This window comes from bacterium, from assembly GCA_018830565.1.
GTDB lineage: Bacteria > UBA9089 > JAHJRX01 > JAHJRX01 > JAHJRX01 > JAHJRX01.
The window spans coordinates 1-22,943 of sequence record JAHJRX010000020.1 but is presented as its reverse complement, the minus strand read 5'-3'; the positions used below and the strand labels follow the sequence as shown (position 1 = coordinate 22,943).

Genomic DNA, 22,943 nt, shown 5'->3' with positions numbered 1-22,943 from the left:
TTAGAGATTGAGATTTAACCTTAAATCCTAAGAGCTGACCCCTGACCCCGGTAAACTGTTAACTTTTAATCTAATTTAAGCATCTTTCTTAAGTCACCAGGTTCGGTAGTGTGGTTTAAAGCTTCTTCTTCAGTGATTTTTCGACTAATCGCTAACTCATATAAAGACATATTCATAGTTTGCATACCTAAAGATCTTCCCCCTTGCATAGTAGTGTAAGCTTGTTGAATCTTATTATCTCGAATAATATTTCTTATCGCCGGAGTGGCAATTAGAACTTCACAAGCTAATATTCTTCCTCTTCCATTAGCTCCCAATAATAGTTGTTGACAAATTACAGCTTTTAAGACAAAGGAGAGTTGGGTCCTTATTTGTTGTTGTTGATGAGAAGGAAAGACATCAATAATCCGATTTATTGATTGAATAGCATCAGAAGTATGTAAGGTAGCAAAGACCAAATGACCAGTTTCAGCTACAATTAAAGCAGCCGAGATAGTCTCTAAGTCTCTCATTTCTCCAATTAAGATTACATCTGGATCTTGACGAAGAATGTATTTTAAGGCAGTCGCATAAGATTTAGTATCAAATCGGACTTCTCTTTGAGAGACAATGGAAGACTTATGACGATGAAGAAATTCAATAGGATCTTCTATGGTGATAATATTACATTGTTTTCTTTCATTAATATAATCTATCATGGAAGCTAAGGTAGTAGATTTCCCACTACCGGTAGAACCGGTGACTAAGACTAAACCACTGGGATACTGGACAATCTTATTTACTACTTCAGGTAAACTTAACTCCTCAAAGGTTTTAGTTTGACTGGGAATATTTCTTAAAGCCGCTCCCACAGAACCTCTTTGTCTAAAGACATTCATTCTTATTCTACCCACACCTTTTACCCCAAAAGAAAGATCTAACTCTCCATTTTTTTCAAAAATTTGCTTTTGATCTTCTGTTAAGACGCTATAAACTAAATCCTTACAAGTATCAGGTAGTAATTTTTCTTCATAACTTAAAGAAGTTAAAACACCATCGATTCGAAATTGAGGAGAAGTTCCTACTATTAAGTGGAGGTCAGAAGCATTTTTTTCAGACATCAGATAGACTAACTCGTTTAACTTATACACTTTTTCTTTCACTCTCTCTTGGTAAGATAAGTTTTTAGACAAAAATAATCCAAAATTTTATAAAATAGCTTCTTCAGCCGTAATTCTTCTAAGCTCTTCTATAGTAGTGAGACCAGTGGCTACTTTCCTAATCGCTGCTTCTCGTAAAGTGATCATTCCTTTTTGGCGAGCACAATTTTTTACCTCTGAAGCAGTAGCTCGACGAGCAATCATTTCCTTAATTGCTTCATCTATTTCTAAGACCTCAAAAATAGCTACTCTCCCTTTGTATCCTATCTTAGCACAGTTTTTACATCCTTTTCCTCGATATAAAGTTTCTAGATCCTTCCATTTTTTTCCTAATTCCGCGAGTGTTCCTTCATCGGGAGGATAAGGTTCTTTACAATTTGGACAGATTACTCTAATAAGTCTTTGAGCTACACACATCACCACAGTAGAAGAGATTAAAAATGGTTCTACCCCCATATTTAATAATCTAGTAACAGCTCCTGAGGCATCATTAGTATGGAGGGTGCTAAAGACTAAGTGTCCAGTTAAGGCAGCATTAATAGCTACTTCGGCTGTCTCTTTATCCCTTATTTCTCCTACCATGATAATATCTGGATCTTGTCTTAAGAAAGATCTTAATCCATTAGCAAAATTTAAACCAATATCTGGTCGCACTTGAACTTGGTTAATTCCAGGCAAGACATACTCAACCGGGTCCTCAATCGTTATCACATTTTTACCAATAGTGTTTATTAGTTTTAAAGTTGAATAAAGAGTAGTTGTTTTTCCACTACCAGTAGGGCCAGTGACTAAAATAAATCCATAAGGAACTTGCACATTCTTTCTATAAACAGGAAAAGCATCTGGCTCTAATCCTAAACTAGTAATATCCATCGCTAAAGCTGAAGAGTCTAAAATTCTCATGACTGCTTTTTCTCCAAAGGTAGTAGGTAAAATAGAAATTCTTAAATCTATGTCCCGGTCGTGTAGTCTTACTTTTGTTCGTCCATCCTGAGGCAATCGCCGCTCAGCAATATCTAAATGAGACATAATTTTTATTCGGGAAATAAGAGCATTTTGTAATTGCTTAGGAGGGGTAATAGCTTCATGTAATAAACCATCAATCCGATAACGAACCCTTAATGTTTTTTCAAAAGGTTCTATATGAATATCACTGGCATTATTTTTTATAGCTTCTATTAAGATATGATTAACTAAGGTTACTACCGGAGCTCCGCCTCCCTCCATTATAGCTTTACCTATATCTTCTACTTCTACTATCTCTACTTTTCGGGCTTCAGTATCCTTGACTACATTCCTCATTAAATCTGTGCCGTAATACTTTTCTATAGCCGCATTAATTTCACTTTCCGTAGCAATAACTGGTTTTACTTCATAACCGGTAATTATACCAATGTCATCTATGGCGATAATATTTAAAGGATTAGCCATAGCTACTGTTAAAATATTTCCTTCTCGAGCAATAGGAATTAATTTTTGTCTCTGGATAATATTGTCAGGAATAGACTTAGCTACCTTAGGATCAATTTCAGAAAAACCAATTTCAGCTAAACTTACAAAGGAGATTCCGAGCTGAGAAGCTATAAAAGAAGCAATTACTTCTTCTGTTGCAAAGTTTAACTTTACCAGTAACCTTCCTAACTGATCCCTGGTCTTATTTTGTTCTTTTAAGGCTACTTCTAATTGCTCGTGAGTAATTATTCCAGCGCTTACTAACATTTCACCTAAGCGGTATTTCTTCTTTTTAGATTGATCCTCAGAAATGTCTACCATGATCACCTCTTATAGCACTTATTAATTAGCACTTATTAATGAAAATTATAATGAAAATTTGACATAGAGCAAATTAATTGAGGGCAAACAAGTTTATCTTTTATTACTCGGTATTATTTCCTATGTCTAGTTTTCGTTAGTAACTACTATAGTTAGTCTTTTATATTATTCCCCATTGATACAAGATGATAGCTACTACTACCACGGCTGCTGTTTCGCTTCGCAATATTTGGTTTCCTAAAGAAACAGAAACTACTCCTTGAGATCTTAAAAGATCTATCTCTTCTTTAGTGAGACCCCCTTCTGGTCCTACAAATAAAGATATGCTTTTTGGATCTTTTAAGAAAAGTAGTTCTTCTCTTAAGTTTTTTTGCTCTTCTTCCCAGAAGACAACTGCCTTACCAAAAGTTTCTTTTTTTAAAAAATCTTTTTTTAGCCAGATGGGTTCTGCTATCTCCATCAATCTAACTCTTTTAGATTGAGAAGCAGAAGACATAGCTATCTTTTGCCAATGAGCTACTTTATTCTTGACTACTTCTTTTGATAAGTATCTTAAGGATCTGGTGGTTACAATAGGGACAAATTTACTTACATTTAATTCGCTTGTCTTTTGAACTAAAAAATCCATTTTAGGACTTTTTAAAAGACTTTGATATAAGATAAGACTATAATTTTCCAAAGGATGAAAAATTTCTTCTTTTGAGACCACCTTGATCTTGTTAGTATTTATCCTTTCAACTTCGGTCTTGTATTCCCATCCCTTTCCATCTAATATTATTATTTCTTCTTTCTTTTTAAGACGTAAGACATTTTTTAAATAATGAACTTGTTCTGGAGAGGTAATCTCAAAGTTATGATCCTTTATTTCTGAGATAAACAACCTTTTATGATTCATAGTGAATGATTATTTTGATCAAGACCATGTTAGGCTTATTTAAATTTTAGATTAAATTTTTTAAAGATGCTCTCTTTGGCTTCAATATAAGCTACTTCCTCGCCTCTTTTTTGAGCAAATTCTCGTAAGGTATTTTTTTCCTCTTCTGTTAAATCAGTGGGAGTTTTAACGATAACCCTTACATGTTGGTCTCCTCTTTCTCCTCCGTGAAGAGATGGAATGCCTTTTCCCTTTAATCTAAATACTTTATGGGATTGAGTACCAGATGGAATCTTCATCTTAATATTTTCTTTTTCCAAGGTAGGAATAGATATTTCACACCCTAAAGCTGCTTGGGTAAAGCTAATAGCTACTTCGCATAAGATATCACTATCTTCTCGAATAAAGAGCTCATCTTCTTCCACGTTAATGACTACATATAAATTACCTTGAGCTCCTCCACTTGAACTTATTTCTCCTTCCTTGGGTATCTTAATACTATTGCCATTATTTACTCCTGCGGGAATCTTAACTACTATCTGACGAGTATTTTTAACCTGCCTACTTCCTCCACAAGATAGACAAGGGTTTTTAATGACTTCACCCCTTCCTTGGCAACGAGGACAAGTAGCGTTGATACTAAAAAATCCTTGCACTTGTCTTACTTGGCCTTTTCCCTGGCAAGTAGAACAAGTAGTGCTGCTACTTCCTGGCTTGGCTCCTGTGCCATTACAGGTAGTGCATATTTCTTTCCGATTTATCTTAATCTTCTTTTCGCAACCAAAAGCTGCTTCTTTTAAACTTAAAGTTAGATCATATCTTAAATCAGCTCCTCGTTGAGTTCTTTTTCTATTACTGCCAAAACCAAAAATATTACCCAAAATACTACTATCAAAAAATTCTCCCAGAATGTCTTCAACATCTCCAAAGTGGGTAAAATTAGACCAGGTAAATCCTTCCTTGCCAAAGGCAGAAGATACTCCTTCATGGCCAAATTGATCATAACGAGCTCTTTTTTCAGGGTCACTTAATATTTCATAAGCTTCGGCAGCTTCTTTAAACTTTTCCTCGGCTGTTTTATTTCCGGGATTATTATCGGGATGGTGTTTTTTAGCTAAAACTCGGTAAGCTTTTTTAATCTCATCGGCAGCAGCATCTTTATTGACACTTAATATTTCATAGTAATCTCTTTTAGTCACCTTTATTATTTCCTCTTCTTATTATTTACTTCTTATTATTCACTTCTTATTATTCACTTTTTATTATTTACTTCTTATTATATACTTCTTATTATATACTTTTTATTATTTATTAGTAGCAGTCAGAAGTCAGCCTAATAACTAAAAGCGGACACCTGACTGCTTACTGCTTATTATTTATCTTCATCTTCTACTTTATATTCAGCATCAACTACTTCTTCTTGGTCTTTCTTTTGGTCCTTGGCTGTTTCTGTTTCTTTCCCGTCTTTCGTTTGTTCTTTCGCTTGTTGCTCGGCTGCCTTTTTGTACATTTCTTCAGCTAACTTATGAGAAGCTTTGCTTAATTCATCAATAGCTTTATTAATTTCATCGATACTTTTTCCTTCAGTTGCCTTTTTTAAGCTGCTAAGAGCCTCTTCTATTTTTTGGCGGTCTTCTTGAGAAATCTTATCTCCGTACTCTTTTAAGCTCTTTTCGGCGGAATAAGCTAAACTATCGGCTTTATTTTTAGCTTCAGCTAAATTTCTCTTTTTTTCATCTTCTTGAGCGTGTAATTCCCCTTCTTTTACCATCTTCTCTATTTCTTCCTTAGGAAGCCCACTAGAAGATTCAATCTTAATCTTTTGCTTCTTACCTGTTCCTAAATCCTTAGCCGAAACATGAACAATCCCATTAGCATCAATATCAAAAGTTACCTCAATCTGAGGAATGCCTCGTGGGGCAGGAGGAATACCCACTAAGTCAAATCTTCCTAAAGTCTTCATTCCTTCATCAGTTGTCAAAGCTCTTTCACCTTGAAGAACATGGATACTTACTGCTGTTTGGTTATCCGCCGCCGTAGAAAAAACTTGGCTCTTTCTGGTAGGAATGGTAACATTTCGTTCAATCAGCTTAGTAAAAACTTGTCCTAAAGTCTCGATTCCTAAAGATAAAGGAGTAACATCTAAAAGTAAAACATCCTTAACTTCGCCTTTTAAAACGCCAGCTTGAATAGCTGCTCCTATCGCTACCACCTCATCTGGATTTACTCCTTTATGAGGTTCTTTGTCAAACAAATTTTTTACTATCTCTACTACTTTAGGCATTCTCGTTTGTCCGCCCACTAGTATTACCTCATCAATATCTTTAGTAGCAAACCCACTATCAGCTAAAGCCCGTTCGCAAGGACCAATAGTTCTTTTAACTAAATCATCTACTAATTGTTCTAATTTAGCTCTGGTCAAAGTTACATTTAAATGCTTTGGACCATTAGCATCAGCCGTAATAAAAGGTAGATTTATCTCTGTAGTTACCGTAGTAGAAAGCTCGCATTTAGCTTTTTCTGCTGCTTCTTTTAAACGTTGTAAAGCCATAACATCTTTTCTTAAATCTATTCCTTGTTCTTTGGTAAATTCATCAGCCAACCAATCTATTATTCTCTGATCAAAATCATCTCCTCCTAAATGAGTATCTCCATTAGTAGCTTTTACTTCAAAGACTCCATCTCCTATTTCTAAGATAGAAATATCAAAAGTTCCTCCACCTAAATCATAAACGGCAATCTTCTCTTCTTTTTTCTTATCTAATCCATAAGCTAAGGAAGCAGCGGTAGGTTCGTTAATAATTCTTAATACTTCTAATCCTGCTATCTTACCGGCGTCTTTGGTGGCTTGCCTTTGACTGTCGTTAAAATAAGCAGGGACCGTAATGACAGCTTGAGTTACCTCTTCTCCTAAATAACTTTCAGCATCTTCCTTTAATTTTCTAAGGATCAACGCTGATAGTTCTGGCGGAGAATATTCTTTTTCTCTGGTGATTACTCTCACGTCTTCATTAGAAGCAGCCTTTAATTGATAAGAAACTTCTTGATCTTCTTGAGATACCTCATTTAGTTTTCTGCCCATAAATCTCTTAATAGAATAGATAGTATTTTCAGCATTAGTTATCGCTTGTCTTTTAGCTGGTTGACCTACTAAACGTTCACCAGATTTAGTAAAGGCTGTTACTGAAGGTGTAGTCCGAAATCCTTCTTTATTGGCAATAACGATAGGCTCTCCCCCTTCCATTACTGCTACTACCGAATTGGTAGTTCCTAAATCAATACCGATCACTTTACTCATAATTTATTCTTCCTCCTTTTTTTTTCCTTCTCCTGAATTTCTTCCACTGGATACCACGACTTGAGAAGGCCTGATTACTTTATCATATAGCAGGTATCCTTTTTGTAATTCTTCAATAATTATATTTTCCTCATATTCTTCACTGCTTTTTTGCATTAAGGCATGATGTAAGTTAGAGTCCAATGCCTTTCCTAAGGGGTCCATCTCTTTTAATCCTCTTTCAGAAAGAAGGTCAGAAAATTGTTTTTTAATTAATAAAATTCCTTCTTTAAAAAAACTAAGATTATGTTTTTCATATTCACTGAGAAGAGCTCTTTCAAAATTGTCAATAATAGGCAAAAGTTGACTTATTAAATCTTCATTAGCATATTTTATTAATTCTTCTCTTTCTTTTAATGTTCTTTTTTTATAGTTTTCAAACTCGGCTTTTAATCTTTTTAAGTGATCTAAGTATTCATCAGCTAATTTGCATCCCTCCTCTAATTTCTTCAATCTCTCTTGATCAATCAAGATATCTTTTTCTAATACCTCTTCTAATGGTTCTTTTTCTAATACTTCTTCTTCTGATACCTCTTCTAATGGCTCTTTTTTCTCTTCTTCTTTTTCTGGCATATTTTCTATTTAATACCTCCTCTTAAAAATTTTATCTTCTTCCTTAATTGACGCTTAAATTAGCAAAAGGATTCAAAAAAATTATCGGATTAAGCTAATTCTATTAGGAGGCCAATAGATAAACAAGGCTTTGCCTTTAATCATCTCTTCGGATAAAAATCCCCAAAATCTACTATCATAACTTGAATCACGGTTATCACCCATGACAAAATATTTGTTTTTTGGTACGATTAAAGGTTCTTCCCAATTATCTCTGATGGAGTAAATATTTTTAAAAGAAGAGATAGATTTTATTACATACGGTTCTTCTATTGACTTCTGGTTGATATAAACTTTTTTCTCTTTAATCATTATTTCTTCTTTTGAAAGACCGATCATTCTTTTAATGAAGTCCTTGCTTGGATCAACCGGACATTTAAAGACAATAATATCTTTCCTTTGGGGACTTTTAAATTTTAATATCTTTTTCTCAGTAAAAGGTATCTTTATTCCATAAGCAAACTTAGAGACAAATAAGTGATCACCTACTTGAAGAGTAGGAATCATTGACCCAGAAGGAATTTTATAAGCTTGAATGACAAAAGTTCTGATAACTAAGGCTAAGCTTAAAGCAATCACAATTACTTCTAAGTATTCATAGATCTTACTTTGACGAAATTTTTTCCAAGTATTAATGAAGCTCATAAGAAACATCCTTTCATAAAATCTTTCTCTTTATTGATAGATTATTTATTTTTACTTACCTCTTTTGGTTTCAACTTTAATTAACCTCTTCTCCTTAAATAATGGTTGTTGGAGAAAGATATGTCCTGCTAAAGTCTCTATTTCTTTTCCTTCTACTAAAAATTGAACTTTTTTGTAGCTATTTAAATTATCTAACAAGGTATTGACTATCGAATAAATAGTTAAAATTTCCCCACAACTCCCTTTACAATGTTCTTCTACGAAATTTTGATCAAAGTCTACAAAGATAGTCTCTTTATGACTAAAGACTTCTTTTATTTGACAATTTAGAGGTAGGGTAGGTTTTAGATTATTAGCCAAAGGACCCTTGATTAACTCTTTGATCATTAGTTTAGCTTGTTCGATCTTATCTTCACATTTTTTAATCTTTCTTTCTTCTAAAGCCAAACAAGAAGCATCAAAGGAAGAAAAATATAATCTTACCTTGACCTCCTCTTCTTCAAAAAAAGAAGAAATAGCCATTTTATCTAGAAAAGGCATTTCTTTATGGCGAAGATATAAGTAAGTAAAACCTATCGACACCGATACGATAACCATGGTTATGATTATTAAGATAGTTTTATGTTTTTTATGAGCCACTTTACTTAGTAAATCCTAAACTTTCCTTATATTTATCTTTGTAAGCTAAAATAGCTTCACTAATACATTCAGCAATCTTTTCTTTAAAACAGCTATCTTTAAGTCTTTGTTCTTCTGTGGGGTTAGAGACAAAACCTACTTCAACCAAGATGGCTGGCATAGTTGTATCTTTTAAAACATAAAAGAGAGCACTCTTGATACCCCGAGATTTAATATTTAGTTTCTTTTTGGCTATTTCTTGTAAAATTCCTGCTAATTCTATACTTTCTTCAATAAATTGATTTTGAGCCATATCGGCTAAGATAAATTCTAAATAACCATAATCTTTAGAAGCAGCCCCATTTTCAATTTCAATAACCCCGTTTTCTAACAATGAGACGGCTCGAGCTGTATTATCAGAAGCTACTGCTGAGAGATAATAAGTTTCAAATCCATCAGCGCCTTCTGAAAAAGAGGCATTAGCATGGATACTGATAAATAATTTTGATTTAATAGCATTGGCCATCTCACTTCTTCTTCTTAGGGGGATAAATTCATCAAGCTGGCGAGTCATCATGACCTTAATATTTGATTTTGTTTCAATTAATTCTTTGACTCGTTTAGCTACTTCTAAATTTACATCTTTTTCTTTTAAACCAGTTGAGCCTACAGCTCCTGGGTCTTTACCTCCATGTCCTGGGTCAATAGTGATGAGATCAACTACCCCCTGGTTTGATCTTTTATGAGATCTTTTATCAAAAACAACCTCTTCTTTTTTTAAGAAAGAGACCGTTTTTTCTTGGCTATCTTTTTCTTTAATTAAACTCTCTTCTTTCCTTGCCTTCTTTTTTTCTTCTTTCACCAAAAGTTGCTCTTTAACCTCTTTATCTTTCTCTGCCTTCTTTCTCTCTTCTTTCACCAATAGTTGCTCTCTAACCTCTTTATCTTTCTCTTCCTTCTTTCTCTCTTCTTTCGCCAAAGATTGCTCTTTAACCTCTTTATCTTTCTCTATCCCCCGCTGGCGGGGGTAAGGGGGTGGAAATACTTTTAATGATTGTTCTTTAACTTTTTTGTCTTTCTCTTCTTTCTTTTTTTCTAAGATTAAGGTATCTTGTTCTTTCTTCCAGATAATACTTATATTTATAATTTCTCCCCATCTTTCTCTGATAAAACTAAAAGGAATATATGATTTTCTTTTTATTATCTGACAAGGCGTATCTAAAAAAATCTTTTCATTATCAATAAACACTTCTTTGCTTCCATGGTTAAAGATAACTTCTTTACCTCTTTCTTTAAATATGACTTTAGTAAATAAGTCTTCTTTTTCTAAATAACCATCAAATATGTAAGCAAAATCTGTGATAGAGATATATTCTATTTCATTTTTATTAATAAGAACCACAGAATGTCTCAGGTTTTCTATATTATCCATAACTAGGATATCTTTAATCGTAAAAGCACCAAGAGACCAAGGAACTACCGAGGAGGCTAAAAAGAGAAAGACTATCAATAAAAAAGCTCTTCTTTTTAAATTAAATATCATTTTATTCTTTTGGGAAGTAAAAATATGGGATAAGCTCATCATCACTAAAAAAAAGCGTATCTTTCAAGCTGATACGCTTAAATAAACCTTTCTATTTTTGGTGGAGGCGGTGGGAGTCGAACCCACGTCCGAAAATTCAAATTGAAGAGCTTCTACATACATAGCTTATGTTTATAAATTCCTTTGAACTTCCATAAGCAAAGTTTAAAGACTTGGCTTAACTTATTTCACTCCTTACTACTTAAGCCAAATAATAAGGAGCTAGCTTACAAACCGACATTTTAATAAGTCCGTAAGCAAGACTTACCAAAATGTGCTGCTATCTAAGCAGCTAGTGCTAATTCTTGTTTAGCGTTTGTTTGTTTACTGCTTTTTTACGAGGCCAGCAGTATTCCTCGGTATGCCACTCTTAATTTGTCAATCTCCGTCGAAGCCTATCGCCCCCTTAATTTAATCTTAAATCTTGTTTCTCTTTCTACTTCTCTTTCTATGATCTTTTCCTTTAATCTTTCCCTTTTATCGTATAATTTCTTTCCTTTGGCTAAAGCTATTTCTACTTTAATTAGACCATTTTTTAGATATATTTTTAAAGGAATTAAAGTTAAATTTTTTTCTTTTATTTTTCTGGAAATCTTATTTATTTCATCCTTGTGGAGTAATAACTTCTTATTTCTTAAAGGGTCATGATTAACTCTATTTCCATATTGATAAGGGCTAATATGGCAGTTAATTAAGTAGACTTCATTGTTTTTAAGATCAGCATAACTCTCGTGAAGACTAGCCCCATTTACTCTTAATGATTTTACTTCCGTCCCTTTAAGGACTATTCCAGTTTCGTATTTTTCTAAAAGGTGATAGTCAAATAGAGCTTTTTTATTAGAAGAAATTAACTGTTTATTTTCATCTTTTCTATCCATTCATTTTAAATTAATTTATCTTAAAGTCAATCTTTTTGAAGTCAATCTTTTGGGTATCAATAATCTGATATTCTTTGGAGCGGAAGACGGGTCTCGAACCCGCGACCTACAGCTTGGAAGGCTGTCGCTCTACCAACTGAGCTACTTCCGCTTAAATCTTATGCTTAAAAAACAGGTTTTTCCTCGTTTAGCATATCACTGATCTTACTTATTAAAGTCTCCTTGGTAAATGGCTTAGTTAAATATTCCGAGGCCCCTAACATTAAAGCCTGTATTCTGTCTTCTTCTAAGTTACGGACGGTAAGGACAACAATAGGAATATGAGCCGTCTTCTTATTTGATTTAATTCTTTTAATGGCTTCAAAGCCATCCATCACTGGCATCATCAAATCCATAATAATTAAATCAGGTTTACGTTTTTCTGTTATTTCCACTGCTTCTTGACCATTATAAGCTTCCATGGTTAGATAGTTGTGGTCTTGCAAAAGTGCTCTTATTACCGTCAGGACATCTTTTTCGTCATCAACCAGCAATATTTTCTTCTTCTTTCTCGGTGACTGGATCCATCTTTCAATATCTTTAAGGCAAGAAATTAATTTAGCCGGTTCGATTGGCTTATTTAAATAGTCCGCCACCCCTAATCTAAAGATTTTTTCTTGATCATCAATCTGAACTATAGAGATAATAATCACTGGAATAAATTTAGTTTCTTCATAGAGACGTAGTTCTTCAATAATCTCAAAGCCATTTTTTCCAGGCATGAGAATATCTAAAGTAATGATGTCTGGAGTCTCTTCTCTGGCTTTTCTCACGGCTTCATTTCCATCATAGGCGGTGATAACTTCCATTCCTTCCCGCATTAGATAAGATTTTACTACTTTCACCACGTCGTGGTCATCATCGACTACTAAAACTTTCTTGGTTATTCTTTCTCCAAATCTAACTTTTTTGGTTATTTCTATCTCTTCTTCCTTTAATTTAGGTAAGGTAAAGTAAAAAGTGCTTCCTTGTCCAAGTTGGCTTTCTACCCAAATTTTACCTTCATGAGCTTCGATAATATTTTTACAGATGGATAAACCTAAGTTAGTTCCTTTGATTTGACTTCGTACGGAAGCAGGTACATCTATAGTTTCAAATTTAGTAAATATTTTTTTGAAATTAGAAGAATCAATCCCAATTCCATTATCTTGTACCCCAATGACTACCTCTTGAGAGTTTTGAGTAGAGTTTATCTTAATAACTCCTTGGGGTGAAGTAAACTTAATGGAATTAGAGATTAAATTTACTAAGACTTGTTTGATTCTATCTTCATCGACCATGACCGCCGGAAGGTTTTCTTCGGTTATATTTTCTAAGTTGATACTCTTTTCTTTTAATAATGGATTTAAAGAAACAATTACCTCTTCTGTTAAATTTTTAATATCAGTCAATCTTTTGTGCATCTTGATCTTGCCTGATTCAATTTTAGCTAAGTCTAAAAGGTCAGTAATTAATCGAATCAGCCGTTCCGTATTCTTCTTGATGATGTTTAAAAACATCCGTTGGCCTTCCCCGACAGGTCCTTCGGCTTCACCCAGCAAAAGTTCTACCGAGCCTTTAATTGAAGTTAAAGGAGTTCTTAGTTCATGAGAAACGTTAGAAACAAAACCAGACTTCATCTTATCTATTTCTTTTAAAAGAGTAATATCTCGTAATACCTCTACCCCTCCTATAATATCTCCATTTAGATCCTGCAAAGGAGATAAGCTGGCGCTAATTTTAATTTTTCTACCATCTTTAGTTGTGATTTCTCTTTCATGATCAACTACTGGTTTTCCAGTAGCTAAGACTTTATAAAAACTACATTCTTTATCCCCGAGATCTTGACAAAGCATATCCTTACAGGTCTTGCCTAATGCTTCTTCTTGGGTATATCCAAAGAGTTTTTCTAGGGCATCATTAAACACACCTATCTTTAAATTCTTGTCTATGGTAAGAACCCCATCGCTCATACTGTTAATAACAACCTCGATGGTCTTATTTTTTTCACTGGTAATTTTATGGATTAAGGCAGGAAGGCATAATTCTGGCGAAGCAATTCCTAAGACCACAAATTTAGCCTTTTCTTCACAAGTGGAGTAACCACAAGCACCACAGTTTAGGACATCTTCTTTTTTGTATCTTCCTATCTGCCTTAGAATTTCATCCATTTCTTTTTTAAGTATTTCCTTAGTAGGAGTTTGCCAATTCGAGAAATTTCTTTTGATTTCAATCTCCGCTGAGAGTTTCTGGTAATCAGGAACAGGAAGATGGCTTTTTGAGAGGACGTAATTCATCACGTCTTCTCTCTTTTCAAAATAACTCTTCTCTATATCCATAGCCGGGCCATCAATGCAACCTCGACAAAAATAAATATCGATCATCTTAGCTTTAACCTTTTTTCCAGCAGCCATAGCTTGTAAAGTTTCTATTCCTCTAGGGCCATCTAAAGTAAGGACATCATTCTTTGAGATTAAAGAACTCGGGTGGCTATAAGCGCCAGCAACCATTCCTCCGCAAGCTAAATAAAGTCTTGAAAAAGAAGCATTATAGCCATCTGTTTCTGAAGGAGGTAATTCTTGATAATTAATATTTTTTTCTTCCAGTAGTTCCTTTAACTCTTGGTAGGTAATCACTTCTTCTATGCCATTTCGGATGTCTTTATCTTTTACTTCTACTTTTTTAGCCAAGCAAGGACCAATATAAACAATCATAGCCGAAGGATCTTCTTTTTTTATAATCTTAGCGGTAGCAAACATAGAAGAAACAACAGGAATTAACTGAGGTAATAATATGGGGTAGTGGATCTCTATAAGATTAACAATGGCTGCGCAATGAGTGGTAATATAAGCATCTCCAGCTTGACTATTTTTTAGAATTTCTTGATATTTTTCATTAACAATCTCTCCTCCCGCAGCTGCTTCCCAGACTTCATCAAAACCTAATTCTTTGATCGCGGTGATGATTTTACGACCATTTGCCTCATTAAAAGCTCCTGGAAAAGTAGGGTCAATAATGGCTATCTTTTTACCTAACCTGTTTAAGATCCTTTTTACTTTTTCATGGTCATTTCTATAATGAATTACCCCTTGACTACACATATTAAAACAAATTCCACAAGAAATACAACGTTTAGCTATAATAGAGGCCCGATCTTCCGTGACTTTAATAGCTTTAACGACACAACCTCGAATGCAACTATAACATTTCTTACACTTGCCTTTTTTAGTGTAGACAACACTCATCTTTTTTCTCCTTTTCTTTGTAAGATATCTTCTAATTGCTCTGGAATATTAAAAGGATCAAATGGTTTAGTAATATACATTTCTACCCCTATGTCTAAACCTTTTCTAATATCGCTCATTTGAGTTTTAGCCGAGAGCATAATCACCGGAATTTTTTTTAAGGCAGGATTTTCTTTTATTATTTCACATACGTCATATCCCATGAGATCAGGGAGCATTATATCTAATAAGACGATATCTATTGTTTCATTAATCCTTTCTAAAGCTTCTTTTCCTGTAGAAGCAGTAATGACTTCATAATTTTTTAACTCTAAGACCTTTTTCAAAATACGTAGGATATCAATTTCATCATCCACTACTAAGACCTTTGTTTTTTTGTTTTCTGTCATTATTGACCTCCGTTGTGTAAAATTATGGTGGGGAGAGGAGGATTTGAACCTCCGAAGGTATACACCGTCAGATTTACAGTCTGATCCCTTTGGCCACTAGGGTATCTCCCCTTTTATATTGGAGCTGGCGATGGGAATTGAACCCGCAACCTGCGGTTTACAAAACCGCTGCTCTACCATTGAGCTACGCCAGCATATTAATCAAACTTAGAACATTAAGTATTATACTTTATTATTTTATTTTTTGTCAAGATATTCCAGCAATTCTTCCAGCAATTCTAATTATGAAAACTTACAAGACAGATTAACCTAATTTCTACGATTTTCATAGAAACATTAATAAATTTTCCCAAAGCTTGAATTAAAAAGAAACTTAATTTGATTCTAGCCCAGCCTTTTTAACATTTAATTATTTGAAAATAACTATAACAAATGCTATAATCTTTTCAGAAGGGGGATTATTATAAAACATTCTTTTTTAAATATTCTTTGCTGTCCAGGCTGTCTTTCTAGATTCCAATTAGAAAGTAGTCTCGTTAAAGGTGAAGAGATTGTAGAAGGTACCTTAAAGTGTCCGAGTTGTAACTATACCTTTTTTATTAAAGAAGGCATAGTTATCTTAGGAATAAAAGACAATCTTAGCCTTAAGGAAAAATTATCAGAGATGGAGGGAGAGTATCAATGGGTTTATGAAATGCATGACCAAGAAGAACATTTAACCTACTTAAAGAATTATCTTCCTCTGATCAATAAAGGAATAAAAGATATTGTTGAGAAAGAAAAAGTAATCTTAGATTTAGGTGCCGGGTGTTGCGAAACAAGCTACTTATTTACTCATTATGGAGCTTGGGTAATCGCGATGGATATGATGCCAGAATTTATCCGTTGTGGCCAAGCATTTATCGACCAAGATCATTACTTTGAACGTCTCGTTGGAGATATAGAGATACTCCCTTTTGCTGATCATTCTTTTGATCTGGTCTTTTGCAAAGAAATACTTCACCATTTGCCTTCACTCTCCAATGTGGTAAGTGAAATAGCTCGTATTTTAAAACCAAAAGGAAAGTGTGTTGTTTGGGAACCGGTAAAAGGTATACTTGAGAAAAAAGAAGATGAAGAGATACGTAAGAGTGGGCTTTCTCACCATGGATATAGTTTTTTTAACTATCAAAGATATTTTAGCCAATATTTTAAGCTGACTAAATGGGAACCATTATTAGAAAAGGTAAAGGTAAAAAAATTAATTACCTTACCAAGTTTTTTGCTTCCCCTTTACCTTTTTTTAAGAGGAGGGGGAATAAAGTTTAAGTTTTTACTAAAAGAAGAAGAAAGGGTGCCTCGGCTAAAGAATAAAGTAGTTCCTTTCACTTTAGAACGTTTTCATCGAAATGACTTATTAGTGGAAAGAGAAAAAGAGACAAAGATGAAGAAAGAGTTAGAGATTTTGCAAAGTATCTTTTAGTTTCTTAATTATGGTAGAAATATGGTAGAAAATTATGGCTGAAAAGGTTGATCTAATCATCATTGGAGCAGGGGTTGTAGGATTAGCCATTGCTTCTGAAATTGAAAGTCAGGGACAAGATATCTTTATCTTAGAAAAAAACTCAAGTTTTGGAGAAGAAACTAGTAGTCGTAATAGTGAAGTTATCCATGCTGGTCTTTATTATCCTAAAGATACTTTAAAAGCTATGACTTGTGTAGAAGGAAAAAATCTTCTTTATGAAACCTGCGAAAAAAATAATATCTTTTTCAAGAAGATAGGTAAATTAATTATCGCTCAAAGCCAAGCTGAGGAAGAAAAGTTAGAAAAATTACTAAAGAATGGAAGAGAAAATGGAGTAGATGATTTAAGGATCCTATCTGAAAAAGAAGTAAAAGAATTAGAGCCAGATCTTAAAGCTAAAACTGCTTTATATTCTCCTTCTACCGGTATCGTAGATACTCACCAATTAATGCAATATCTTTTACAAAAAGCCATGTCAAGAAAGGTAGAAATTTTATATCAAACCCCGGTAATAAATATTAGAAAAATATCCTCGGGATATGAGGTAGTAATCTTAGAATCTAAAAAAGAATATACTTTTACCTCAAGAATGGTAGTTAACTGTGCCGGCCTTAATAGTGATATCATAGCTCAAATGGCAGGCATAGATATCCTAAATTGTGACTATTTACTAAAATATTGCAAAGGAAGTTATTTTCAAGCGCACAAATTACATTCTATAAAACATTTAATTTATCCTGTCCCTACTGAGGTTAGTTTAGGTATTCATGTGGTTTTAGACAAGACAGGTCGCCTACGTTTAGGTCCTGACGCTGAATATATTAATAAAGAAATAAATTATCAGGTTGATCCTTCTAAAGGAACTTTATTTTATCGTTCTGTAAAACAATTTTTACCTTTTATAAATGAGGATGACTTAAGCCCTGATCTAGCAGGAATTAGACCAAAACTTCAAGGACAAGATGAGGATTTTAGGGATTTTGTGATAAGACATGAAGAAGATAAAGGTTATCCAGGATTTATTAATCTTATTGGCATTGATTCGCCTGGTCTTACTGCTTCCTTATCTATTGCTAAATATGTCCAAAAGATGATTAAAGATATTTAACAAATTTGGAGTAATTTAAAATGAAGAAGAAAGATATTGATGTTCAAAAAGTAGAAGAAGTAATCAAGTTTTTAGGTAAATACCATTTAGAAGAAATAGATATCAAAGAAGAGAAGATAAGAATAAGAGCTAAAAAAAATATAAAGAGCATCTCTTCTGAGAAGAAAGATCCTACTTCTTTTGAAGATGCAGCTAAGAATGAAAAAAAGAAGGAGTATAAAGAGATAAGATCTCCTTTAGCTGGAACTATATACCGAGCTCCTTTTTCTGGAGTTCTTCCTTTCGTGGAAGAAGAAAACTTTATTATAAAAGAACAAACCGTTGCCTTGGTAGAAGCGATGAAGTTATTTAATGAAATAAAATCAGAATTTGAAGGTAAGATTGTAAAAATATTATTTAAAGATGGACAAACGGTAGCTACCAACCAAGTCCTCTTTTTAGTAGAATAAAAAAGGGAAGAGTTTTACCTCTTCCCTTTTTTATTTTTTATAGAACTATTTTTATAGAACTAAATATTAATGTGCTGGAGCTGGAGCTGGAACTTCTGGAGCTGGAACTTCTGGAGCTGGAGCTTCTGGAGCTGGAGCTTCATCTTCTGCAACTGGAGCTTTATCTTCAGTAGCTTTTGGAGCACAACAATTAATACCCATAGCTAAAGTAAAAGCAAAGCAGACTGCTACCAGCAAAACTAATAAATTCTTCATATATCTTACTCCTTTCTTATTAAAATATCCTACTAAAATAATTTAGCATTAATAGCATTACTAAAATAATTTAGCATTAGAGAGAAATTATACGAATAATCAAAAATTTGTCAAGTAAAATTTTATAATTATTTAAAGATTAAAATATCATTTAAAGATTAAAAATGCACTATGTCAAATTTTCATTAATAAGTGCTATAAAATATGAAGTATTCAAACTAGAAGCAAGAGAAGAGCCTTAACTTAAGAGATATACTTGATCATTACTCCTTACTCTTTCCGTTGAAAATATGCCTACTTTTTCACCTTTTTTAGCTTTATCTACTTCTTGGTGGTCTATCTCTAAGGAATTAATAGTCATATTTTTAAGACCAGTTTTATAACCCACAAATAAGATTTCATTTCCTTTAGAGAGAGGATGATCTTCAATGACGATTTCAGCCACGCCAACTTTTTTATAATAATTTAAGACTCTTCCTACATATTTTTTTTTCTTAGAAGCGATGTTTCCTTCGCTCTTAGTTAAGTCTTGATCATTGGGCAACCCCAAGTAAAAGCCTTTAGAAAAGCCTCGATTATATACAGTTTGTAGTTTTTTTAGTAATTTATCAGTTAATTCCTGGTGATAAGCTTTTTGGTAATAAGCATCTAAAGCTTCTCGATAACACTGGGTAACTACCTTGACGTATTCGGGCGATTTAGACCGACCTTCAATCTTAAAAACATCTATCCCGGCCTTAATTAATTTATCAATTATCTCAATGGTGCATAAATCCTTAGCACTTAAAATGTAATTAGGGCCTATTTCTATTTCTAATTGATCATCTAAACTTTGATACTTTCTTCTGCAAGGTTGTAAACAGTTTCCTCGATTAGCGCTCTTTTGAAAGAAATATTGGCTTAAAAGACACCTCCCGGAAAGAGCTAAACACATTGCCCCATGAACAAAGCATTCAAGCTCAATACTATTTTTCTTCTTGATGGCCGATATTTGTTTAAGGCTTAATTCTCTGGCTAAGACAATTCTCTTCACGCCCAAATTTTGATAAAAATTAACGGTAGATGAGTTAGAGACACTGGCTTGAGTGCTAAGGTGGACATTTAAATTTAAAGCTAAAGCTTCAGAGATAACTAAATAGTCCCAACAAATAATAGCCTCAACTTGATATTCTTTAGCTTTGAAGAGGATCTTCTTAATCTTTTTTTCTTCTTGGTCATAGATAAGGGTATTTAAAGCCAGATAAACCTTAACGTTGTTTTTATGGCAGTAGTCAACGACCTTTCTTAATTCTCTTAAATGAAAATTTTCGGCTGAGATTCTAAGATTAAACTCTTTTAAACCAAGGTAAACAGCATCTGCCCCATTTTCTACGCTAGCCATAAGCATAGGCCAATTAGAAGCAGGAGAGACTAATTCTATCTTCTTCATGGATTGATATTTTTTTCTTTAATTATGGAGATTAAGGCTTCTACCACCAGAGGATCGTATTTTTTTCCTTTGCATCTCTCTAATTCCGCTAAGGCTTCTTCTTGGGATATTATTTTCCTATATATTCGCTCTGAAGTCATGGCTTCAAAAGCATCGGCTACGGAAAGGATACGAATAGCTAAGGGTAACTTTTCTGCCTCCAAAGAATCTGGATATCCTTCTCCATCTAAAGTTTCATGATGATGTTTTATGGCATCAAATACTTCTTCTGGAAAATCAAGGAGTTGTTTTTTTAACAACTCTTGGCCAATCTCAGGATGTTGTTTGATGATCTCCCATTCTTCATGGGTAAGTCTATCTTTTTTCAAGAGAATACTTTCTGGGATACCTATCTTGCCTATATCGTGAAGAACTGAAGCTACCTTGATCATTTCTTGAGGAACATTTAACTTTTGGGCAATTAAGAGAGAATACTCTTGCACCCTTTTTCCATGTTCAAAGGTAGAGGGATCCCTTGTTTCGACGACGGTTGTTAGAGAATGAGCAATCTTTAGCATCTCTTTGAGCTTAAGATTAGCTTTCTTTTTCTTTAGTCCTACATTTTTTAAAGCAGTGATAATCTTGGAATATAATTTAGAGGAATATAATTTAGAAAACATAGCTTTTTAAATCAACCCTTCTTCGTTTAGCTCTACTAACTTATCAATCACTTCAGAGTCAAAGTGAAGATGAGCTAATTTTTTTAACTCTTCAATGGCTACCTTCTTTTCCATGGCTTTAGAATAAGGCCGATCGGTAGTTAAAGCATCAAAAGCATCAGCTACTCTGATGATGCGGGCATAAATATGGATATCTTTTTCCTTTATTCTTTTAGGATAACCCGACCCATCAAAATTTTCGTGATGTTGCAAGATGCCTAACCTCGTATCTTCACTCAGCCAGTCTTCTAAAGGTTTAATAAGCTCGATACCTTTTTCAGGATGTTTAGCTAAGACTTCAAATTCTTCTTTTGATAACTTTTCATACTTAGTTAAGATGGCTTCTGGAATACTGAGTTTACCTACATCATGTAAAATAGCGGCTCTCTTAAGGCCGATTAAATTATCTGAAGTGCTGGGCAGGTGTCTTAATAGCCTTTTTCCTAAGGAAAGTGAAATATTAAAGACACGAAGGCTGTGGCCCCCGGTGTACGAATCTTTTGCTTCTACAGAGTTAACGATGGTTTGGATAGAGCTTAAGATCAGCCGTAGATTTTTATCTTCTAATGTAAGTTTGTGGAGTGTTTCTCCTAGATAATTAGTCATCAAGGAGATTAAACGTAGATCCTCAGAAGAGTAAAGATAAGGTAAGGTAAGTCTATTACCCATCAAGATAAGACCAAGAAGGTTATCTTCTTTAAAGATAGGTAAACAGAGCTCGGCTTTTATTCTTGTTAATTCATCTTTTATCGAAAGAAAAGAGTTTCTTTGATCTAAAGACTCTTTTCCAAGATTAAGTAAAAAGTTTATCTTATTTAGATCGATCAATTCTTTTTGTTCTTTTAAGTAAAGGATTAAGCAGTGGTTATGGGAAAATTCTATCTTAGAATGATGAAAGTTTGGGTTTTCTCTTAAATTATTAAAATCTCCATATTGGAGTAAATACTTGTTTAATTCTTCATGGTTTAAGAAGATCTTAATAAAAGAGGGGTTAAGGGCATACTTAAGACTATGGGTAATTCTTGAGAAAAGTTCACCCATGTTCTTAGCTTGGCTTATCTTTTCTATTTCTTGCCAGAGATAAGCTCGATATCTATACTTTTCTCTTGAAAATTCTTCTTCTTTTAAGTTAATAATTAATGAAGTAAGATGGTTAAATAAGAATCCGATGATTAAAGAGATTAAGATAGGGAATAAGAACCACATCGAACCTAATATTTCGCTAAAGGTCTCTTTAGTAAAAATGGTGATAGAGTAGATGAGGATTAAACTAACGATACCCGTTAAAGTAATTAAGGTGATCTTTTTAAAAGCTACTTTAATATCTAAAAGGTGATAATACAAGATGGAATAGGTAGTTAGAGAAAGCCAGATTAATGAAAAAAAGAAAGTTAGATATGAAAAGGCCGTATGTTTTAAGATTAAAGGTAAGAAAACACTAAAAATTAAACCTCCTAAGCCGTAAATGAAGATACCGGTAAAGAGATACTTAATGCACTCTCTTCTTTTAAAGTTACTTTTTTGATAATCTTTGAAGAGATAGTAAAAAGTCAGGCCTATTAAGATAAGGATATAGCTTCTCATTACTATATCTAAAGGTCCTGTCTTAGCTACTATTTGAGAAGGTAAGATAAGTACTTCTTTGACCAGTAAAGAAGTAATAAGCGAAAGAATAAAAAGAATAAGGCCTATGGAATAAGTAATAGTAGTAATAAGAATTGTCTTCTTGGGATTTATCTGGCTAAAAAATAAAACAAAGGTTAAGAAAGAAGGGACAATAAAGATGCCCAGCCAGGCCATTTTATGAAAAAAAAAGCTATATTTTGGAAACAAAAGATATATCAGTGAGTAGCTCAGAGGATGAATTCCTGAAAATAAAGCAGCTAAAGAGAGAGAAATATTAATCTTATGCTTGGGATTTTTAGCTAAGATAAATATAGCCAGACCAAAATTCAATAAAGAAATGATTAAAAAGACTATTCCTTTTAAGAGTCCTAAATTTATCATTGCTTATATCCCTTAAAGGTAAACGTTCAGCCCAAAGGTTAAGCAGGAAGTTAAAACCAAGAAAATCAGGTGATGTCTATGAATAGCTAACTTGAGTAAAGCTACCACACACAAGCATTTTTTGTCAATATATATTTACTTTTGTTACGAATTCCCCAACTTTGTAAAACTAAGACCTCATCTAGCCTTATGTTTATGTTATTAGGTTAATCAAATTTGTAAAATCTTATAATGAGAATTGCTGAAAAATATCTGTAATACCAAAATGAAAATGTCCTAATCTGGCAAAATGAAAATGTCCTGTTTAAGGATGTAAAATATCCCTCAAAAAAGGAGGGAGAAATGGAAGAAAAGGACATTTTCGAAATGAGCAAAAAAGAGTG

General features: G+C 33.5%; 19 protein-coding genes, 3 tRNA genes, 1 other RNA gene and 1 pseudogene. 4 read left to right on the top strand and 20 right to left on the bottom strand.

What is annotated here, in order from left to right; translation table 11 throughout:
• Positions 1-65: 65 nt before the first annotated feature.
• From KJ849_01505 to KJ849_01430, 16 genes are all read right to left on the bottom strand, one after another.
• Entirely contained in the window at positions 66-1,130 is a 1,065-nt protein-coding gene (locus KJ849_01505; GenBank protein MBU2599246.1) for a type IV pilus twitching motility protein PilT, read from the bottom strand.
• A gap of 57 nt (positions 1,131-1,187) precedes the next feature.
• The gene (pilB, locus tag KJ849_01500; protein ID MBU2599245.1) at positions 1,188-2,912 is read right to left on the bottom strand and encodes a type IV-A pilus assembly ATPase PilB; all 1,725 of its coding nucleotides are present in this window, start codon (positions 2,910-2,912) and stop codon (positions 1,188-1,190) included.
• Between the two features lie 160 nt (positions 2,913-3,072).
• A complete protein-coding gene (locus KJ849_01495; GenBank protein MBU2599244.1) occupies positions 3,073-3,807 on the bottom strand; it encodes a 16S rRNA (uracil(1498)-N(3))-methyltransferase in 735 nt (244 codons plus the stop codon).
• A gap of 35 nt (positions 3,808-3,842) precedes the next feature.
• Positions 3,843-4,991: a molecular chaperone DnaJ gene (gene dnaJ, locus KJ849_01490; protein MBU2599243.1), complete on the bottom strand. Its 1,149-nt coding sequence runs from the start codon at positions 4,989-4,991 to the stop codon at positions 3,843-3,845.
• A 167-nt stretch (positions 4,992-5,158) separates the two neighbouring features.
• On the bottom strand, positions 5,159-7,084 hold the full coding sequence (dnaK, locus tag KJ849_01485) for a molecular chaperone DnaK (protein ID MBU2599242.1): 1,926 nt from the start codon (positions 7,082-7,084) through the stop codon (positions 5,159-5,161).
• A gap of 3 nt (positions 7,085-7,087) precedes the next feature.
• A complete protein-coding gene (grpE, locus tag KJ849_01480; GenBank protein ID MBU2599241.1) occupies positions 7,088-7,696 on the bottom strand; it encodes a nucleotide exchange factor GrpE in 609 nt (202 codons plus the stop codon).
• 81 nt (positions 7,697-7,777) lie between these two features.
• On the bottom strand, positions 7,778-8,380 hold the full coding sequence (lepB, locus tag KJ849_01475; protein ID MBU2599240.1) for a signal peptidase I: 603 nt from the start codon (positions 8,378-8,380) through the stop codon (positions 7,778-7,780).
• 51 nt (positions 8,381-8,431) lie between these two features.
• On the bottom strand, positions 8,432-9,019 hold the full coding sequence (locus KJ849_01470; GenBank protein ID MBU2599239.1) for a GerMN domain-containing protein: 588 nt from the start codon (positions 9,017-9,019) through the stop codon (positions 8,432-8,434).
• A 1-nt stretch (position 9,020) separates the two neighbouring features.
• Entirely contained in the window at positions 9,021-10,541 is a 1,521-nt protein-coding gene (locus tag KJ849_01465; GenBank protein MBU2599238.1) for an N-acetylmuramoyl-L-alanine amidase, read from the bottom strand.
• Between the two features lie 98 nt (positions 10,542-10,639).
• Positions 10,640-10,986, bottom strand: a transfer-messenger RNA (tmRNA) gene (ssrA, locus tag KJ849_01460).
• Positions 10,976-11,458, bottom strand: coding sequence for an SsrA-binding protein SmpB (gene smpB, locus KJ849_01455; protein MBU2599237.1), 483 nt, complete (start codon positions 11,456-11,458; stop codon positions 10,976-10,978). The genes ssrA and smpB overlap by 11 nt, the downstream gene beginning before the upstream one ends.
• 75 nt (positions 11,459-11,533) lie before the next feature.
• Positions 11,534-11,609: transfer RNA gene (locus KJ849_01450), tRNA-Gly, on the bottom strand.
• 13 nt (positions 11,610-11,622) lie between these two features.
• The gene (locus tag KJ849_01445) at positions 11,623-14,721 is read right to left on the bottom strand and encodes a response regulator (protein ID MBU2599236.1); all 3,099 of its coding nucleotides are present in this window, start codon (positions 14,719-14,721) and stop codon (positions 11,623-11,625) included.
• Positions 14,718-15,110, bottom strand: a complete 393-nt coding sequence (locus KJ849_01440) for a response regulator (GenBank protein ID MBU2599235.1) — start codon at positions 15,108-15,110, stop codon at positions 14,718-14,720. The genes KJ849_01445 and KJ849_01440 overlap by 4 nt, the downstream gene beginning before the upstream one ends.
• Before the next feature lie 25 nt (positions 15,111-15,135).
• Positions 15,136-15,221: transfer RNA gene (locus KJ849_01435), tRNA-Tyr, on the bottom strand.
• Positions 15,222-15,229: 8 nt separating this feature from the next.
• A tRNA-Thr gene (locus KJ849_01430) sits at positions 15,230-15,304 on the bottom strand.
• 263 nt (positions 15,305-15,567) lie between these two features.
• Here KJ849_01430 and KJ849_01425 point away from each other — a divergent pair.
• The 4 genes and pseudogenes from KJ849_01425 (at position 15,568) to KJ849_01410 (ending at position 18,171) form a co-directional block, all read left to right on the top strand.
• Positions 15,568-15,720, top strand: a pseudogene (locus tag KJ849_01425) (Trm112 family protein).
• Between the two features lie 54 nt (positions 15,721-15,774).
• A complete protein-coding gene (locus KJ849_01420) occupies positions 15,775-16,572 on the top strand; it encodes a class I SAM-dependent methyltransferase (protein MBU2599234.1) in 798 nt (265 codons plus the stop codon).
• Between the two features lie 34 nt (positions 16,573-16,606).
• Entirely contained in the window at positions 16,607-17,722 is a 1,116-nt protein-coding gene (locus KJ849_01415) for an NAD(P)/FAD-dependent oxidoreductase (GenBank protein MBU2599233.1), read from the top strand.
• A gap of 20 nt (positions 17,723-17,742) precedes the next feature.
• Positions 17,743-18,171 carry a hypothetical protein gene (locus tag KJ849_01410; protein ID MBU2599232.1) on the top strand — a complete coding sequence of 143 codons (429 nt, stop codon included), beginning with the start codon at positions 17,743-17,745 and terminating at the stop codon, positions 18,169-18,171.
• Between the two features lie 66 nt (positions 18,172-18,237).
• On the opposite strand, the gene KJ849_01405 is transcribed toward KJ849_01410, so the two are convergent.
• The 4 genes from KJ849_01405 to KJ849_01390 form a co-directional block, all read right to left on the bottom strand.
• Positions 18,238-18,426: a hypothetical protein gene (locus KJ849_01405; GenBank protein MBU2599231.1), complete on the bottom strand. Its 189-nt coding sequence runs from the start codon at positions 18,424-18,426 to the stop codon at positions 18,238-18,240.
• Positions 18,427-18,664: 238 nt separating this feature from the next.
• Positions 18,665-19,855 carry a U32 family peptidase gene (locus KJ849_01400; protein ID MBU2599230.1) on the bottom strand — a complete coding sequence of 397 codons (1,191 nt, stop codon included), beginning with the start codon at positions 19,853-19,855 and terminating at the stop codon, positions 18,665-18,667.
• Positions 19,852-20,514: an HD domain-containing protein gene (locus KJ849_01395; protein MBU2599229.1), complete on the bottom strand. Its 663-nt coding sequence runs from the start codon at positions 20,512-20,514 to the stop codon at positions 19,852-19,854. Before KJ849_01395 ends, KJ849_01400 begins: the two co-directional genes overlap by 4 nt.
• Positions 20,515-20,520: 6 nt before the next feature.
• The gene (locus tag KJ849_01390; GenBank protein MBU2599228.1) at positions 20,521-22,560 is read right to left on the bottom strand and encodes an HD domain-containing protein; all 2,040 of its coding nucleotides are present in this window, start codon (positions 22,558-22,560) and stop codon (positions 20,521-20,523) included.
• Positions 22,561-22,943 lie beyond the last annotated feature (383 nt).

What these genes read in the sequence shown, in the direction of transcription:
- KJ849_01420 (MBU2599234.1), top strand. Translation starts at nt 15,775, where the DNA reads ATGGAGGGAGAGTATCAATGGGTTTATGAAATGCATGACCAAGAAGAA.
- grpE (MBU2599241.1), bottom strand. Translation starts at nt 7,696, where the DNA reads ATGCCAGAAAAAGAAGAAGAGAAAAAAGAGCCATTAGAAGAGGTATCA.
- KJ849_01495 (MBU2599244.1), bottom strand. Translation starts at nt 3,807, where the DNA reads ATGAATCATAAAAGGTTGTTTATCTCAGAAATAAAGGATCATAACTTT.
- KJ849_01410 (MBU2599232.1), top strand. Translation starts at nt 17,743, where the DNA reads ATGAAGAAGAAAGATATTGATGTTCAAAAAGTAGAAGAAGTAATCAAG.
- KJ849_01415 (MBU2599233.1), top strand. Translation starts at nt 16,607, where the DNA reads ATGGCTGAAAAGGTTGATCTAATCATCATTGGAGCAGGGGTTGTAGGA.
- KJ849_01445 (MBU2599236.1), bottom strand. Translation starts at nt 14,721, where the DNA reads ATGAGTGTTGTCTACACTAAAAAAGGCAAGTGTAAGAAATGTTATAGT.
- KJ849_01390 (MBU2599228.1), bottom strand. Translation starts at nt 22,560, where the DNA reads ATGATAAATTTAGGACTCTTAAAAGGAATAGTCTTTTTAATCATTTCT.
- dnaK (MBU2599242.1), bottom strand. Translation starts at nt 7,084, where the DNA reads ATGAGTAAAGTGATCGGTATTGATTTAGGAACTACCAATTCGGTAGTA.
- pilB (MBU2599245.1), bottom strand. Translation starts at nt 2,912, where the DNA reads ATGGTAGACATTTCTGAGGATCAATCTAAAAAGAAGAAATACCGCTTA.
- KJ849_01395 (MBU2599229.1), bottom strand. Translation starts at nt 20,514, where the DNA reads ATGTTTTCTAAATTATATTCCTCTAAATTATATTCCAAGATTATCACT.
- smpB (MBU2599237.1), bottom strand. Translation starts at nt 11,458, where the DNA reads ATGGATAGAAAAGATGAAAATAAACAGTTAATTTCTTCTAATAAAAAA.
- KJ849_01465 (MBU2599238.1), bottom strand. Translation starts at nt 10,541, where the DNA reads ATGATATTTAATTTAAAAAGAAGAGCTTTTTTATTGATAGTCTTTCTC.
- KJ849_01400 (MBU2599230.1), bottom strand. Translation starts at nt 19,855, where the DNA reads ATGAAGAAGATAGAATTAGTCTCTCCTGCTTCTAATTGGCCTATGCTT.
- KJ849_01440 (MBU2599235.1), bottom strand. Translation starts at nt 15,110, where the DNA reads ATGACAGAAAACAAAAAAACAAAGGTCTTAGTAGTGGATGATGAAATT.
- KJ849_01405 (MBU2599231.1), bottom strand. Translation starts at nt 18,426, where the DNA reads ATGAAGAATTTATTAGTTTTGCTGGTAGCAGTCTGCTTTGCTTTTACT.
- lepB (MBU2599240.1), bottom strand. Translation starts at nt 8,380, where the DNA reads ATGAGCTTCATTAATACTTGGAAAAAATTTCGTCAAAGTAAGATCTAT.